The 14,448-nt window shown below is 35.5% G+C and carries 12 protein-coding genes; 6 read left to right on the top strand and 6 right to left on the bottom strand.

Features of this window, described 5'->3' with window-relative positions:
- Nucleotides 1-190: 190 nt before the first annotated feature.
- The gene (locus IEV84_RS00515) at nucleotides 191-1,249 is read right to left on the bottom strand and encodes a 3-oxoacyl-ACP synthase III family protein (RefSeq protein ID WP_188491390.1); all 1,059 of its coding nucleotides are present in this window, start codon (nucleotides 1,247-1,249) and stop codon (nucleotides 191-193) included.
- Between the two features lie 244 nt (nucleotides 1,250-1,493).
- On the bottom strand, nucleotides 1,494-4,343 hold the full coding sequence (gcvP, locus tag IEV84_RS00510) for an aminomethyl-transferring glycine dehydrogenase (protein ID WP_188491388.1): 2,850 nt from the start codon (nucleotides 4,341-4,343) through the stop codon (nucleotides 1,494-1,496).
- A 137-nt stretch (nucleotides 4,344-4,480) separates the two neighbouring features.
- Between gcvP and IEV84_RS00505 the strand changes: the two genes are divergently transcribed.
- Complete coding sequence (locus IEV84_RS00505) at nucleotides 4,481-5,293, top strand: UbiA prenyltransferase family protein (RefSeq protein ID WP_188491386.1); 813 nt, start codon at nucleotides 4,481-4,483, stop codon at nucleotides 5,291-5,293.
- A 63-nt stretch (nucleotides 5,294-5,356) separates the two neighbouring features.
- Nucleotides 5,357-6,235 carry an RES domain-containing protein gene (locus IEV84_RS00500; protein ID WP_188491384.1) on the top strand — a complete coding sequence of 293 codons (879 nt, stop codon included), beginning with the start codon at nucleotides 5,357-5,359 and terminating at the stop codon, nucleotides 6,233-6,235.
- Between the two features lie 46 nt (nucleotides 6,236-6,281).
- Here the strand turns inward: IEV84_RS00500 and IEV84_RS00495 are convergent, their stop codons facing one another.
- The 4 genes from IEV84_RS00495 to IEV84_RS00480 form a co-directional block, all read right to left on the bottom strand.
- Nucleotides 6,282-8,309: a M3 family metallopeptidase gene (locus tag IEV84_RS00495; RefSeq protein WP_188491382.1), complete on the bottom strand. Its 2,028-nt coding sequence runs from the start codon at nucleotides 8,307-8,309 to the stop codon at nucleotides 6,282-6,284.
- Between the two features lie 95 nt (nucleotides 8,310-8,404).
- A complete protein-coding gene (gene purE / locus IEV84_RS00490) occupies nucleotides 8,405-8,887 on the bottom strand; it encodes a 5-(carboxyamino)imidazole ribonucleotide mutase (RefSeq protein ID WP_188491380.1) in 483 nt (160 codons plus the stop codon).
- A gap of 68 nt (nucleotides 8,888-8,955) precedes the next feature.
- Complete coding sequence (locus IEV84_RS00485) at nucleotides 8,956-10,113, bottom strand: 5-(carboxyamino)imidazole ribonucleotide synthase (RefSeq protein ID WP_188491378.1); 1,158 nt, start codon at nucleotides 10,111-10,113, stop codon at nucleotides 8,956-8,958.
- 56 nt (nucleotides 10,114-10,169) lie between these two features.
- Nucleotides 10,170-10,718, bottom strand: coding sequence for a hypothetical protein (locus tag IEV84_RS00480; protein WP_188491376.1), 549 nt, complete (start codon nucleotides 10,716-10,718; stop codon nucleotides 10,170-10,172).
- A 99-nt stretch (nucleotides 10,719-10,817) separates the two neighbouring features.
- Between IEV84_RS00480 and hpt the strand changes: the two genes are divergently transcribed.
- The 4 genes from hpt (at nucleotide 10,818) to obgE (ending at nucleotide 14,380) form a co-directional block, all read left to right on the top strand.
- On the top strand, nucleotides 10,818-11,348 hold the full coding sequence (gene hpt, locus IEV84_RS00475) for a hypoxanthine phosphoribosyltransferase (RefSeq protein ID WP_188491374.1): 531 nt from the start codon (nucleotides 10,818-10,820) through the stop codon (nucleotides 11,346-11,348).
- A 28-nt stretch (nucleotides 11,349-11,376) separates the two neighbouring features.
- The gene (locus IEV84_RS00470; RefSeq protein WP_188491372.1) at nucleotides 11,377-11,949 is read left to right on the top strand and encodes an adenylate kinase; all 573 of its coding nucleotides are present in this window, start codon (nucleotides 11,377-11,379) and stop codon (nucleotides 11,947-11,949) included.
- 115 nt (nucleotides 11,950-12,064) lie between these two features.
- Nucleotides 12,065-13,288: a hemolysin family protein gene (locus tag IEV84_RS00465; protein ID WP_229732603.1), complete on the top strand. Its 1,224-nt coding sequence runs from the start codon at nucleotides 12,065-12,067 to the stop codon at nucleotides 13,286-13,288.
- Nucleotides 13,289-13,378: 90 nt separating this feature from the next.
- Nucleotides 13,379-14,380 carry a GTPase ObgE gene (gene obgE, locus IEV84_RS00460; protein WP_188491368.1) on the top strand — a complete coding sequence of 334 codons (1,002 nt, stop codon included), beginning with the start codon at nucleotides 13,379-13,381 and terminating at the stop codon, nucleotides 14,378-14,380.
- Nucleotides 14,381-14,448: the final 68 nt, after the last annotated feature.

Raw genomic sequence — 14,448 nt, 5'->3', positions numbered from 1 at the left:
ATGTACAAAGATATATTGCTTTCTGAGTGTTTTTTATACCGCAAATTCGCAAATTATAAAACACTTAAGAGGTAGAATAATTAGCGAATTTGTGGTTAAATATTTTATGCTTTCTATTTGTAATTAATAAAAAAAATCCGCAACTTGAATAATTTCAGGTTGCGGATTTATTATAATTTGATTCTAAAAATTAGTATCTGTAAACAAAAGCATTGATATTCATTCCGGCTCCAACAGAAGCAAAGATTAGAATGTCTCCTTTGTTGATTTCGTGATCTTCAATTTGATTATTCAGGATAAGGTCAAAAAGCGTTGGAACCGTAGCCACACTACTGTTGCCTAAATCGTGAATACTCATCGGCATGATGTTAACAGGAGCGGCTTTGTCATACAATTTGTAAAAACGGTCTACAATAGCTTCGTCCATTTTTTCATTGGCCTGATGAATCAGGATTTTTTTAACATCATCTATAGCGATTCCGCTTTTGTCTAAACAGCTTTTCATAGCCGCCGGAACATTGCTTAAAGCAAACTCATAGATTTTTCTACCATACATTTTGATGTATTTAGTATTTTGGTCTAAGCCCGGATGATATGATTTTCCGTAGAATAAAAATCCTGCTTCTTCTTCAGTAAAAGAGGCGGTTTCGTACGAAAGCATTCCGGTTTCATCGTCAGAAGCCTCTATGATAGTAGCTCCGGCACCGTCAGAATAAATCATAGAATCACGGTCGTGATCGTCAACAACTCTCGAAAGTGTTTCGGCACCAATAACCAAACAGCGTTTAGCCATTCCTGATTTGATAAAAGCATTGGCCTGCAATACACCTTCAACCCAACCCGGACATCCAAAGATAAGATCGTAAGCTACGCATTTAGGATTTTTAATTCCTAATTTGTTTTTAACACGACTGGCTAAACTAGGAATCATATCTGATTGAACTGAACCAAATTTCACATCACCAAAATTGTGAGCAAAAATAATATAGTCGATAGTTTCAGCATCAATTCCTGCATTTTCAATCGCTTTTTGTGAAGCTAAAAAAGCAAGGTCAGAAGTGTTGTAATGACTTTCGGCATAACGTCTTTCTTCGATTCCTGTTATCGCTTTGAATTTTTTAATAATAACTTCATTCGATTGTTTAATTGGAGTACCATCTTCATTTAGAAATTGATGAAGTTCGAAGTATTTGTCAGAAATGATTCTTTCGGGAATATAACTTCCTGTTCCGGTAATTTTTATTTTCATTAGATTGTTTCTATTAAAAAAAGATAGCAAAGAAATAATATTTCAAAAACATCAACGAAATATTGCTGCTATATATTGGGCAAAATTACAGATATTTTTCAAAGAATTTTTAAAATCTGCTGCTTTTAATTTGTGATTTCATATTCTCGTTTGAATAAAAATGAGTTAGTGCTGTAATTTTTTGTTTGTTAAAAAAAATGCCCCGTAAGAATAAACGAGGCATTTTATATAATAATTTTTGTTTTTAGCTTTCCATATAAGCCTCAATTGGCGCACAAGAACAAACTAAATTTCTGTCTCCAAAAGCATCATCGGCTCTGCGAACAGAAGGCCAGAATTTGTTTTCGGCGATATAATCCAATGGGAAAGCAGCTTGTTCTCTGCTGTATGGGAAATCCCAATTTTCAGTAGTCAACATCGCTAAAGTATGCGGTGAATTTTTCAATACGTTGTTTGAATCTTCGATAGAAGCTGCTTCGATTTCTTTTCTAATCGAGATCATAGCATCACAAAAACGGTCTAATTCTTCTAAGTTTTCACTTTCAGTAGGCTCAATCATTAGAGTTCCTGCCACCGGGAACGAAACCGTAGGTGCGTGGAAACCATAATCCATTAAACGTTTAGCGATATCCGTAACTTCAATTCCTTTTTGTTTGAAAGGGCGGCATTCTAAAATCATTTCGTGAGCCGCACGACCCATTTCTCCTGAATATAAAGTTTCGTAATGACCGCTTAATTTTTCTTTGATATAATTGGCATTCAAAATAGCGTGTTCCGTAGCTGATTTTAATCCTTCGGCACCAAGCATTTTGATGTAGCCATAAGAAATCAAACATACTAAGGCAGAACCCCAAGGAGCAGCTGAAATAGCGGTAATCGCATTTTCTCCTCCGGTAGGAACCACAGGATTCGTAGGTAAGAACGGAGCCAATTGTGGCGCTACGCAAATAGGTCCAACTCCAGGTCCACCACCTCCGTGAGGAATAGCGAAAGTCTTATGTAAGTTCAGGTGACAAACGTCAGCTCCAATAGTTGCAGGATTTGTCAATCCTACCTGAGCATTCATATTAGCACCATCCATATAAACCTGACCGCCGTTATCGTGAATGATTTGAGTGATTTCTTTAATAGCACTTTCGTAAACACCGTGAGTTGAAGGATACGTAATCATTACACAAGATAAATTGTCTTTGTGTAAAATGGCTTTTTCGCGTAAATCCTCAACGTCAATATTTCCGTTTTCCAATGTTTTGGTAACTACTACTTTCATTCCAGCCATTGCAGCTGATGCCGGATTTGTTCCGTGAGCCGAAGCTGGAATTAAAGCGATATTTCTGTGGTGATCGCCACGAGATTCATGATACGCCTGGATAACCATTAATCCTGCATATTCTCCTTGCGCACCAGAGTTTGGTTGTAAGGTTGTAGCAGCAAAACCGGTAATTTCGTTTAAGTATTCTTCCAGTTTAGCCAGCATTTTTTGGTATCCTTTTGCCTGATCTAATGGTGCAAAAGGGTGGATACTATTCCAGCTTGGAGAACTCAATGGCAACATTTCAGCTGCAGCATTTAGTTTCATTGTACAAGAACCTAGCGAAATCATCGAGTGATTTAATGCCAAATCTTTACGCTCCAACATTTTGATATAACGCATCAAAGCAGTCTCTGAATGGTATTTGTTGAAGACCTCATGTTGTAAAAATGTAGAAGTTCTGATTAAACTTTCAGGGAAATGAATGTTTTCAGATAATTCAGTAATTGTAATTGTTGCTAATTCTTTTGCGGCAGCAAAAATAGAAACCACTTTGTTTAAATCAGCAAAACCGATGGTTTCATTCAGCGAAATCGAAACTGAATTTTCGTTTGGATAAAAGAAATTCACCTCATTTGCTTCGGCAATTTCTCGTATTTTTTTAGCATCCGCTTTTAAAACGATGGTGTCAAAGAAAGCAGTATTGGTTTGTTCGAAACCTAATTTTGCTAAGGTATTTGCCAAAGTTACCGCCGAAGCATGAACTTTATTAGCAATATATTTTAATCCTCTTGGACCGTGATAAACGGCATACATACTTGCCATTACCGATAATAAAACCTGTGCGGTACAAATATTAGAAGTCGCTTTATCACGTTTAATGTGTTGCTCACGTGTTTGTAAAGCCATACGCAAAGCACGGTTTCCATTGGTGTCAACCGTTACCCCGATGATTCTTCCCGGCATAGAACGTTTGTATTCTTCTTTGGTAGCAAAATAAGCAGCGTGAGGACCTCCATAACCTAACGGAATTCCGAAACGTTGTGTTGTTCCAAGAACTACCGCAGCACCCATTTCTCCCGGAGGAGTTAATTTTGCCAAACTTAAAATATCAGCGGCAACAGCTACTTTGATGTTGTTTTCAGCTGCTTTAGCAATAAAATCAGTATAATCGTTTACCTGACCAAATTTCCCAGGGTATTGTAAAATAGCTCCGAAAAATTCAGAAGAGAAATCGAAATCTTCGTGGTTTCCTACTACTAATTCTACTCCAATTGGTGTAGAACGGGTTTGTAAAACGGATAAAGTTTGCGGAAGAATTTCTTCAGACACAAAGAATTTACAAACATTGGCTTTTTTTTGTTCTCTTGTTCTTACATCCAACAATAAAGCCATAGCCTCAGCTGCTGCAGTACTTTCGTCAAGAAGTGAAGCATTTGCAATTTCCATTCCGGTTAATTCGATAACCGTAGTTTGGAAATTCAAAATGGCTTCCAGACGACCTTGGGCAATTTCAGCCTGATAAGGTGTGTAAGCTGTGTACCATCCCGGGTTCTCAAATACATTTCTTAAGATAACCGAAGGAATAATAGCCTGATTATAACCTAAACCAATGTAGGTTTTGAACATTTTATTTTTACTTCCTAAAAGCGTAATATGTTTTAAATATTCATATTCCGTCATTTCAGGATCTAAATTTAGGGGAGCTTTTAGACGGATATCATCCGGAAGTGTCTCATAAATAAGTTGTTCTATTGAGTCAACTCCGATTGTTTTCAACATGTGTTGTAAGTCTGATTCCTCCGGACCTATGTGTCTTAAAGCAAAAGCGTCTGTTTTCATGTAGCTATAAAAAAGGTTCTATTTTTCGTGGCGCAAAAATAAACATAATTCCGCTTTAAATCATTGTTTTTTAGGATTGATTTTGTTTGCTCAAAAGGAATTTATAAATATTCTTTGCAAATGATTAATTTTGTTAGATGATTCGTATTCAAGCCCTTTTTGATTTTTATCTTAAATCCAGTATTCATGTAGCATTTTCGGTTTATGCTTTGGTACGGATGACGCAATTTATGTTCGAAATTCCGTATGATAAATCCATAGCGTTTTTTTCTTTTTTCGGAACTATTGTTGGATATAATTTTGTCAAATACGATGCTTTGGCCAGAGCCAAAAAAAGAATGATGCGCAATGAATTGAAAATGATTGCAGTGTTGAGTTTGTTTTCGTTTGTAGGTGTTGCTTATTGTTTCTTTCAATTGCAACCGATAACACAATTGGTATCTGTTGGAGTGCTGGCTTTGACAATGCTTTATACATTGCCTTTTTTTCCAAATCGGAAAAATGCCCGTAACTGGGCAGGTGTTAAGATTTATATTGTTTCCTTATGTTGGGTTGGAGTAACATTGGTTTTACCGTTAATCAATGCTCATGTTGATTTAGGTGTCGATTTTTATCTCAAATGCGTACAGCGTTTTATACTGATTTTTGTATTGATTCTTATTTTCGAAATTATCGATTTGGCTAATGATGATCCGCATTTACAAACTGTGCCTCAACAAATAGGGGTGAAGCGGACAAAAATCTTAGGTTTATTATTGCTGTTCCCTTTTTATTTTTTAGAATTTTTTAAAACTAATTTTATCCAAAAGCAGTTGGTAGTTAATTTGGTTCTGGTTGTAACGCTGTCACTTTTTTTAATTTTTTCGAATACTAACCGTTCTAAATATTACACTTCTTTTTGGGTAGAAAGTATTCCTGTTTTTTGGTGGCTGATGGTTGTTTTTCTGTGAAAACAATTAAATGTTAGTTAATAGATTTTTTGAGTGTTGAAGAAGTGATAATTTGTAATGAAAATGGATTTTCAAAAATTAATAGAAGGTAGCAGGTATAAAGATTTGGCGATTTTGAAAGAAGAAATTAGTCAAGTAATGTTAGACAAGAGATATAAGACAGAAATTTTTACAAATTTTACATTTAATGGTTTTTACAGAGCAAGAGTACATAATCATTTAGAAGGGAATTTTGATAAAAACGGAGTTTTACATAAGTTTACTAATGAAACCGAATTTTGGAATCCACCTTCATCGAATGTGAAAATGGGAAGATGTAATGCTGATGGAGAAAGTATTTTTTATTGCTCAAGTGATTTTGTAACTGCAGTACTTGAGGTTAAGCCAAAAGTAGGAGATTATATTACAGTTGTTAATTTTAAAAGCTTCTATATTGAAGAAGTGCCACAATTTAGAATTAATCCAATTGGTAAAAATTATTTGATGAAGATTTCCAGTCTTCAAAATTTATTTGGTGGATATGTATTGGATGAGGGTCAAAATGAAATTGAAAGTTTTTTAGATGAATTATTTCATCAGAATGTTGATGAGAATGATATATATAAATATAAGTTAAGTGTCGCGATATCTCATATTTTTATGACTGATGGGACAAATATTAAGAAAGATATTTTTAAAACGGATGGATTGTTGTATCCTAGTATTGTTAGAAATCAAGAAAGTTATTGTTTTGCTCTTAAACCATGGTGGGTACATTGTTTTTTTAAAATTTCAACAATTCAAACAATTCAAATTATTGAAAAAGGGAATGATTTTTTAAAACTTAAGTTATTGAGAAATGGTTGGGTTAAAGGAGAGAAAATATATCCAGCAGATTTATTTGATATTGAATGGATGACTCCGCCAATCAGACTTGAAAATACAGAAAGAATTGAATTTTAGTTCGTAAAAAAACCGAAGCATTTCTACTTCGGTTTATATCTAAAATCTAAATCAATCCTGCTCTTTTTAATAAAGCTTCCGGTTTTGGTTCCTGACCTCTAAAGCGTTTGTATAAAATCATAGGGGCTTCAGTACCTCCTTTTGAAAGTACGTTTTCTTTGAATTTGTCAGCGATTTCTTTGTTGAAAATACCGTTTTCTTTGAAATATTCAAAAGCATCGGCATCCAGAACTTCCGCCCATTTGTAGCTGTAATATCCTGATGAATAACCACCTTGAAAGATATGTGAAAAAGCCGTACTCATAGCATTTTCGGCTACATCCGGATATAGTTGCGTACTCTTAAATTGTTCCGTTTCGAAAGCTTTTAAGTTGGTAATATTAGTTGGATCCTGTCCGTGCCATGCCATATCTAGTAATCCAAAACTCAGCTGGCGTAACGTAGCCAGTCCTTCTTGGAAACTTGCGCTTTCTTTGATTTTTTCTACATATTCCTGTGGAATCACTTCTCCGGTTTGATAATGCGTGGCAAATAAGGCCAAAGCTTCCGGCTCATAACACCAGTTTTCCATTACCTGGCTTGGTAATTCTACAAAGTCCCAGAATACTGAAGTTCCCGATAAACTTGGATACGTTGTGTTGGCAAGCATTCCGTGTAAACCGTGACCAAATTCGTGAAACAAAGTCGTAACTTCATTAAAAGTTAGTAACGATGGTTTGGTTTCTGTTGGTTTTGTAAAGTTACAAACGTTAGAAATATGCGGTCTTTCGTTTACGCCATTTTTTATAGATTGCGATTTAAACGAAGTCATCCAGGCACCGTTGCGTTTTCCTTTTCTTGGGAAAAAATCAGCGTAGAAAATAGAAACCAGATTGTTGCTTTCATCGGTTACCTCATAAGTCATTACTTCGTCGTGGTATTTGTCGATGTCAAATACTTCGGTAAAAGTCAGTCCGTATAATTTTCCGGCAATGTCAAAAGCTCCGTTAAGAACTTTTCCCAATTGAAAATAAGGTTTTAATTTTTCGTCGTCTAAATTAAAAAGCTGTTGTTTTAATTTTTCAGAATAATAAGCGCCGTCCCATTTTTCCAACTGTTCAATTCCGTCCAATTCTTTTGCGAAAGCAGTTAGTTGGGCAAATTCTTTTTCGGCAGCAGGCTTGGCTTTCGCCAATAAATCATTTTCAAAAGCCATCACTTTTTCCGGGCTTTCAGCCATGCGTTCTTCTAAAACAAAATGCGCATGAGTTTTATAACCTAATAAATTGGCTCTTTGCTGACGCAGTTTTACAATTTTTAAAACAATTTCTTCGTTGTTGTATTCGTTATCTTGAAAACCTTTGGAACCAAAAGCAATTGCCATTTTTTTACGCAATTCGCGATTATCGGCATAGGTCATAAAAGGCAGGTAACTTGGATGATCTAAGGTGAAAATCCAGCCTTCTTTTTCCTCGTGCTTAGCCAAAGAACGAGCAGCTTCTATAGCACCTTCCGGTAAACCCGATAAGTCTTTTTCGTCTGTAATATGCAATTGAAAAGCATTGGTTTCAGCCAAAACATTTTCGCCAAATTGTAAACTCAATTTAGAAAGTTCTTTGTCGATTTCGCGTAATTCCGCTTTTTTATCTTCGGCTAAATTAGCTCCGTTTCTGGAAAAACTTTTGTATTTTTTGTCTAAAAGAGTGGTTTGTTCAGTGTTTAAATTTAAGCTGTCTTTTTGCTCGTAAACGGCTTTTACTCTTGCAAACAAATCGGCGTTTAGTGTAATGTCATTTCCGAATTCAGATAGCAAAGGTGAAACTTCCTGAGCTATTTTTTGCATTTCATCATTAGTTTCAGCTGAATTCAAATTGAAGAAAATACTCGAAATTCTGTCCAAAATAGCTCCCGAATAATCCATCGCTTCGATGGTGTTTTCAAATGTTGGCGCTTCAGGATTGTTTACTATGGCATCAATTTCGGCTTTTGCCAAAGCAATTCCTTCCTGAAAAGCAGGCAGGTAATCTTCGTTTTTTATTTGCGAAAAAGGTGCTGTATTGTGTTTAGTATCGAAATATTTGGTTAAAATACTCATGTAGGTAGTTTTTAAATTGATAAGTGTTCAGCTTTTAGCGTTCAGACCAAATAGAACTGAATACTAAAAACTGAACACTGAATACATTTTTTTATTTATTTCAAACTTTCAGAAGCTTTGATAACCGCTTCTTTAAGGCTTTCTTTGTAAGCTACAATTTTGTTTAATACTTCTGTATTAGCACTTCCGATAATTTGTGCGGCTAAGATTCCGGCATTTTTAGCTCCATTCAAAGCGACTGTTGCAACAGGAACACCACCCGGCATTTGTAAAATTGATAAAACCGAATCCCAACCATCGATGGAATTGCTTGATTTTACAGGAACTCCAATAACTGGAAGCGGTGACATTGAAGCAACCATTCCCGGTAAGTGTGCTGCTCCACCAGCTCCGGCAATAATTACTGAAATCCCTCTTTTGTGTGCGTTATTGCTAAAATCGAATAGTTTTTCAGGTGTACGGTGAGCCGAAACAATATCAACTTCTGTTTCGATTCCAAATTCTTTTAATATGTTGATGGCATCCTGCATAACTGGCATGTCAGAGATACTTCCCATAATTACGGCTACTTTGCTCATGTTTTTATGTTTATTTGATACAGATTTCACGAATTTAATCTGTGATAATTTGTGAAATTCGTGTCTGATTATTTCTCACTAATTACTCTAATTGTATTTTTTACATCCTCAGCAATTTTTCTTGCTTCGGTCATGTTTTCATTGACAATTGTTACGTGTCCCATTTTTCTGAAAGGGCGTGTTTCTTTTTTACCGTAAATGTGTGGTGTAACACCGTACCAGCCTAATATTTTCTCGATGTTTTTGTACACTACATTTCCTGCGTAACCTTCTTCGCCTACAAGGTTTACCATAATTCCGGCGACTTTGCTATCGGTATTTCCAAGAGGTAAATCCAAGATGGCGCGCAAATGATTTTCAAATTGCGAAGTATAACTGGCTTCGATAGAATAATGACCTGAATTGTGCGGGCGGGGAGCCACCTCGTTAACAATAATTTGGTCGTCATGTGTTTGGAACATTTCAACGGCCAAAAGTCCTACGTGGTTGAAGTTTTGAGAAACGTTCAAGGCGATTGCTCTGGCTTTTTCAGCCACTTTTTCGTCTATTCGGGCAGGACAAATTACATATTCCACCTGATTAGCTTCGGGATGAAACTCCATTTCGACCACAGGATAAGTTTTAATTTCGCCTGAAGGGTTACGACAAACGATAACCGCTAATTCATTTTTAAACGGAATCATTTCTTCGGCAATACATTCTACATTTGGCAGGTTTTCTAAATCGGAAGCCTGACGGATAATTTTCACTCCATTTCCGTCATAACCAAATTCAGTGCATTTCCATACAAATGGCAATTTTAACTTAGAATCTAAAAAGGAAACAACCAGACTTTTTAAATCATCAAAACGTTTGTAAGCCGCTGTTGGGATGGAATGTTCGGTGTAGAAATCTTTTTGTGTTCCTTTATTTTGAATCTTTCTCAGTGTTTTTGGCGAAGGATATACTTTTAAACCTTCTTCTTCCAACTTTTCTAAGGCTTCTAAATTCACCAATTCAATTTCGAAAGTCAAAACATCAACCTTTTTTCCAAATTCATAAACGGTATCAAAATCCATTAAGTCACCTTTGAAAAATTGGTTGCAGGCTATTCGGCTTGGAGCCTCATCGCTCGAATCCAAAACGTAGGTTTGTATGTCAAATTTTCTGGTGTCAAATAAGAGCATTTTACCTAATTGTCCGCCTCCCAGAATTCCTAATTTAAAATCAGAAGAAAAATAATTCATTGTGTCGAAAGTTTATTGGCAGCAAAGATACTTTTAAATGATTGAATAGGAAAATGCTATTTTATTTTCTTCAAAATATCCTTAGAAACTGCTTTGTAAGCCGCAGTATGTGCGCTGAAATCTTTAGTTAAAATGGTTTCTAATTCGGGATGAATCCAATCGTATTCTTTTCCTAAAAGTTGTAAACTGCGCATAGCATAGACTTTTGAAGCTACTTTAGTATCGGTAATTAGCCAGTCAAAATTAATTTCGATGAGTTCCTGACGCTGTTCTTCGGAAAAATGGATTTCATTTTTAGCAATTTTATAATGCGCTTCGATGAGTAAAAAGATAATTTTTGACAGTGGTCTGATGGCACTTTCGTTAGTGAGTATTTTGCTTTTGGAACAAATTAAATTCAGGTGCTTTTGAAACCAGTTTGGTTTTTCATAGAAAATTAATTCTATTATCCAGCAGGCTTTGTAATGGTCGGGATTTTGAATTTCGAAACAAATTGACATTAAATCATCCATGAGTTCAGGACGTGCTATGATAAAATTGGCGGCGGTCTGTCGGCTGTTTTTATACCCGGTTGTTTGCGTAATGATTGTGCTTAATTCACTCATGGTTTTTGAAGTATGAGCCTTAAAAGTACAAATTAGAAATCAATTGCTGAACTCAAATTCCAATTCAGTATCTTTGCCCATTATTTCAAAATAAAAATAATGATTCAGCTTCACGATAAAGAATTTGTTCCGTTTATTTCTGCCGAAGAAATTGACTTTGCCATAAAGAAAATGGTGGCTCAGATTGAAGATGATTTTGTTGATGAAGTTCTGGTTTTTATAGGTGTTTTGAACGGTTCCTTTATGGTGGTTTCTGATTTTGTAAAAAGTTATAAAAAACCTTGTGAAGTAAGTTTTGTGAAAATGGCTTCTTATGAAGGGATGTCTTCAACCAATGAAGTGAAAGAATTAATCGGTTTGAATCAGGATTTAACAGGACGTTCGGTAATAGTAATCGAAGATATTATTGATACCGGACATACTATTGTTGAATTGAAAGCTTTGTTTAAGAAACAAAATCCGAAACATTTTAAAATAGCGACTCTTTTTTTTAAGCCAGAAGCCTATAAAAAAGAAGTGAAAATTGATTATGTAGGAATTCAGATTCCGAATAAATTTATAGTAGGTTTTGGTTTGGACTATGATGGTTTAGGACGAAATTTACCGGAAGTATATCAGTTAAAAGATTAAAATCATTAAATAAAAATTTAAAAAGTTTATGACTAACATTGTTTTATTTGGGAAACCAGGAGCTGGAAAAGGAACTCAGGCAGAGTTTTTAAAAGAAAAATACAACTTGACTCATCTTTCAACAGGTGATATTTTTAGATTTAATATCAAAAATGAAACAGAATTAGGAAAACTGGCGCAAACCTATATTAACAATGGTGAGCTTGTTCCTGATGAAGTAACCATTAAAATGTTGCAAAGTGAGGTAGAAGCTAATCCGGATTCAGCAGGTTTTTTATTCGATGGTTTTCCAAGAACAATTGCTCAGGCTCAGGCTTTAGATGCTTTTTTAGCGACTAAAAATGAAATTATCACGGCTACTGTTGCTTTGGAAGCTGATGATGAAATTTTGGTAGCAAGATTGTTAGAAAGAGGAAAAACTTCCGGAAGAGCTGATGATCAGGACGAAGAGAAAATTCGTAACAGATACCAGGAATACAATGAAAAAACGGCTCCGCTTATCGATTTTTATAAAGGTCAGGATAAATTTTATGCAGTAAATGGTATTGGTTCTATTGCCGAAATTACGGAGCGTTTAAGTAATGTAATTGATAATTTGTAAAAGTTTATAGTTTATGGTTTGTAGTTTTTACAGGCAACACATCATAAACAACTAACAAAAAAACATGGAGCTATTTATAATTCTTTTTTTGATTCTACTTAACGGACTTTTTTCGATGTCTGAAATTGCACTGATTTCGGCAAGAAAATCAAGGTTGGAAAGTTCTGCTAAAAAAGGAAATAATAGTGCGCAAATAGCACTGGATTTGGCCAATTCGCCAAATAAATTTTTATCAACGGTTCAAATTGGAATTACGCTTATAGGTATCTTAACGGGTATTTATAGTGGAGATAAAATTACTGAGGATGTAGAAACTTTTGTTGCTACATTTGAATTATTAAAACCGCAGGCACCTACTATTGCAGTTGGGATTGTTGTTGTTGTTTTAACTTTTTTCTCCTTAGTTTTAGGAGAATTATTGCCCAAAAGAATTGGCTTGAATTACCCAGAATCGATTGCCAAGGCAGTTGCCATGCCGATGAAAATAGTTTCTATTGTTACAGCACCATTTATTTGGTTGTTGACGCATTCGACAGAATTTTTATTAAATATTCTTCAGATAAGACCAACAGCGGATGGGAAAGTAACGGAAGAAGAAATCAAAGCCATTATCAAAGAAGGAACTGAGGTTGGTGAAGTTCAGGAAATCGAGCAGGATATTGTGGAACGCGTTTTTCACATTGGAGACCGAAAAATAAATTCTTTAATGACCCATAGAAAATCGGTGGTGATGTTACCATTAGAATCTGATAAAAGTCAGGTGAAAGAATTTATGCTGAAAGAATTGCATTCTTTTTATCCGGTTTACAAGGATAATTATGATGAAATTGTTGGAGTGGTAAGTCTTAAAAATATTTTTGCAACTATTGATAAAGACGATTTCAATTTGCCGGAAATATTGCATGAAGCTCCTTTTTTAATGGAATACACCACTGCTTATAATGCATTGGAGAACTTTAAAAAAACAGGTATTCATTACGCAGTTGTAGCTGATGAATACGGAATTTTTCAGGGAATAATTACGCTGAATGATATTTTGGAAGCTCTGGTAGGAGACGCATCCGATTTTTATAAAGAAGATTTTCAACTGATACAAAGAGAAGATGGATCGTGGCTGGTTGACGGACATTATTCACTACATGATTTTCTGACTTATTTTGAGTTGGACGAATTGTTGAGTGATTATGAAGTGACCACTGTTAGCGGATTAATTATGACCGAATTGTCACATATTCCTAAACAAGGGGAAAAGTTGGTGTGGCATAAATTTGAGTTGGAAGTTGTTGATATGGATGGGGTGAAGATTGATAAAGTGATGGTGAAAGCAATTAAGAAATAGTGTTCAGTATTCTGTTTATAGTATTCAGTAATCACTGATCACTGATTACTAAAAACTGACCACTGACCACTGAAAAAAAAAAAAAAGAAAATGACAGAAGGTAACTTTGTAGATTACGTAAAAATATATGTTTCTTCCGGAAAAGGAGGAAAGGGTTCTACGCATTTACACAGAGAGAAATTTATTGAAAAAGGTGGACCTGACGGAGGCGATGGAGGTCGTGGAGGACACGTTATTCTAGTGGGGAATAAAGGACTTTGGACTTTGTTTCACCTGAAATTTGCCCGACATATTAAAGCCGGTCACGGTGGAGACGGAGGTGGAGACAGAAGTACCGGAGCTGATGGTGAAGATAAGATTATCGAAGTGCCGTTAGGAACGGTAGTGAAAGATAAGGAAACAGGTGAGGTCTTGTTTGAAGTGACTGAACATGGAGAAAAGAAAATTCTTTGTAAAGGAGGAAAAGGAGGTTTAGGAAACTGGCATTTTAGAAGTTCAACAAATCAAACGCCGCGCTATGCTCAGCCAGGATTACCTGGATTAGAGATGGATGTGATTCTGGAGTTGAAAGTGTTGGCTGATGTTGGTTTAGTAGGTTTTCCAAATGCCGGAAAATCGACTTTGCTTTCAGTTTTGACTTCTGCTAAGCCAAAAATTGCCGATTATCCGTTTACGACTTTAAAACCTAATCTGGGAATTGTTGCTTACAGGGATTTTCAATCGTTTGTAATTGCCGATATTCCGGGAATTATTGAAGGAGCAGCCGAGGGGAAAGGTTTAGGACATTATTTCCTGCGTCATATTGAAAGAAATTCGACCCTGTTGTTTTTAGTTCCTGTGGATACGCCGGACATCAAAGCTGAATATGACATTTTGGTAAACGAATTGACCAAATACAATCCTGAAATGCTCGATAAAGAACGTCTTTTAGTAATTTCTAAATGCGATATGTTGGACGACGAATTAAGAGCAGAGTTAAAAGCGGAATTAGATGTGTCTTTTAAAGATATTCCTTATCTGTTTATTTCTTCTGTTGCTCAACAAGGTTTGACAGAATTGAAGGATAAACTTTGGAAAATGTTGAATGAGTAAGATTTTTTTTAAATGTATAACCCTTTCAGAGTTCAAAATTCTGAAAGGGTTTTTTGTATATTGATATT

It is taken from the genome of Flavobacterium palustre (assembly GCF_014639535.1).
GTDB classification, from domain to species: Bacteria; Bacteroidota; Bacteroidia; order Flavobacteriales; family Flavobacteriaceae; genus Flavobacterium; species Flavobacterium palustre.
The sequence above is the reverse complement of the archived record's forward strand: the minus strand, read 5'-3'. Positions and strand labels throughout refer to the sequence as shown.

Coding starts and splice junctions, on each gene's coding strand:
- IEV84_RS00515 (WP_188491390.1), bottom strand. CDS start 1,249: ATGAAAATAAAAATTACCGGAACAGGAAGTTATATTCCCGAAAGAATC.
- gcvP (WP_188491388.1), bottom strand. CDS start 4,343: ATGAAAACAGACGCTTTTGCTTTAAGACACATAGGTCCGGAGGAATCA.
- IEV84_RS00505 (WP_188491386.1), top strand. CDS start 4,481: ATGATTCGTATTCAAGCCCTTTTTGATTTTTATCTTAAATCCAGTATT.
- IEV84_RS00500 (WP_188491384.1), top strand. CDS start 5,357: ATGGATTTTCAAAAATTAATAGAAGGTAGCAGGTATAAAGATTTGGCG.
- IEV84_RS00495 (WP_188491382.1), bottom strand. CDS start 8,309: ATGAGTATTTTAACCAAATATTTCGATACTAAACACAATACAGCACCT.
- purE (WP_188491380.1), bottom strand. CDS start 8,887: ATGAGCAAAGTAGCCGTAATTATGGGAAGTATCTCTGACATGCCAGTT.
- IEV84_RS00485 (WP_188491378.1), bottom strand. CDS start 10,113: ATGAATTATTTTTCTTCTGATTTTAAATTAGGAATTCTGGGAGGCGGA.
- IEV84_RS00480 (WP_188491376.1), bottom strand. CDS start 10,718: ATGAGTGAATTAAGCACAATCATTACGCAAACAACCGGGTATAAAAAC.
- hpt (WP_188491374.1), top strand. CDS start 10,818: ATGATTCAGCTTCACGATAAAGAATTTGTTCCGTTTATTTCTGCCGAA.
- IEV84_RS00470 (WP_188491372.1), top strand. CDS start 11,377: ATGACTAACATTGTTTTATTTGGGAAACCAGGAGCTGGAAAAGGAACT.
- IEV84_RS00465 (WP_229732603.1), top strand. CDS start 12,065: ATGTCTGAAATTGCACTGATTTCGGCAAGAAAATCAAGGTTGGAAAGT.
- obgE (WP_188491368.1), top strand. CDS start 13,379: ATGACAGAAGGTAACTTTGTAGATTACGTAAAAATATATGTTTCTTCC.